General features: G+C 65.3%; 2 protein-coding genes. One reads left to right on the top strand and one right to left on the bottom strand.

What is annotated here, in order from left to right; all coding sequences use genetic code 11:
- Positions 1-267 (bottom strand): cupin domain-containing protein (locus tag EOA38_RS37365; RefSeq protein WP_189435209.1); only part of this gene is annotated, 267 nt, incomplete at its 3' end.
- A gap of 112 nt (positions 268-379) precedes the next feature.
- Here EOA38_RS37365 and EOA38_RS37360 point away from each other — a divergent pair.
- Positions 380-1,124: LysR family transcriptional regulator (locus EOA38_RS37360; protein WP_145966325.1), on the top strand; the 745-nt coding region annotated here is incomplete at its 3' end.

Here is a 1,124-nt window from a genome sequence, read left to right as displayed (position 1 = left end):
ACGGATGCGTTTCCGGATCGACGACCGTGAGCGGATCGTGCCGACGATCCGCTCACGGTCGTCGATCCGGAAACGCATCCGTCCCTCGATGATGTGGAAGATCTCGTCCTCGTTGCGGTGCACATGCAACGGCGGGGAATCGCCGCAGGGCAGGCGATGCTCGATGACGCAGACGCCATCCTCGCCGTCGGCCGACGAGATCTGGACGGCGACGAGCGTGTTGTTGAACCAAAGGAGTTCCTTGCCTGCTATGGTCCTGTTGATCATTGTCACGATTTTCTCTCCCTGTGCTGGGGCCGGCCGAGCGGCGTCGACGGGGACCTAAACAGGGATGGGCGGGCGACGGAAATCGAATGATCGTATGGGGCGGATTGATGCGATGAATTTGAATGCGCTGGATCTCAATCTGGTAAGAGTGCTCGACGCGCTTTTGCGCGAGAAAAGCGCGACGCGCGCCGGCGAGCAGATCGGCCTCAGCCAGCCCGCCGTGAGCGCCGCGCTCAACCGCCTGCGCCACGCGCTCAACGACCAGCTCTTCGTGCGGCGCGGCAACGACATGGTGCCCACGCCGCGCGCCGAAAGCCTGGCCGAACCGGTGCGCGCGGCGCTGCGCGAGATCGAGCGAGCCTTCCAGCCCACGACGGCCTTCGACCCGGCGAGACTGCAACGGACCTTCACCTTCATGGGCGCGGATTTCTTTTCCATGCTCTTGATGCCGCCCTTTGCAGCGCGCATCGCGGCCATTGCACCTCGTGTGTCGTTCCGCTTCCTCGACAGCGCCAGTGGCGATGTCTCGAAGCTGCTGCAGGAGGATCAGATCGACGTGGCGTTGGAGCGCCCGCTGGACGTCGCCGAATGGGTCTCCAGCGTGCCGCTGTTCGGGTCGCCCTTTGCCATCATCGCGGCGAAAGACAATCCCGCGCTTCGCCATGCGGGGATCGCCGAGGGGGAAGAGGTGCCGCTCGACCTCTTCTGCGAGCTGCCGCACGCGCTGCGCTCCGTCGACGGCTCGATGTCGGGCTTCACCGACGACGCGCTGGGCAGGATGGGCCGGACGCGCCAAGTCACGCTCGCCTTGCCGCATTTCCAGGCCGTTGCGCTGGCCGTGGCGAGCGGATCCTATC

Origin of the sequence: Mesorhizobium sp. M1E.F.Ca.ET.041.01.1.1, assembly GCF_003997355.1 — a bacterium.
In the GTDB taxonomy this organism is placed as follows: domain Bacteria; phylum Pseudomonadota; class Alphaproteobacteria; order Rhizobiales; family Rhizobiaceae; genus Mesorhizobium.
Note: the sequence above shows the minus strand (reverse complement) of the source record. Positions and strands in the feature narration are given on the sequence as shown.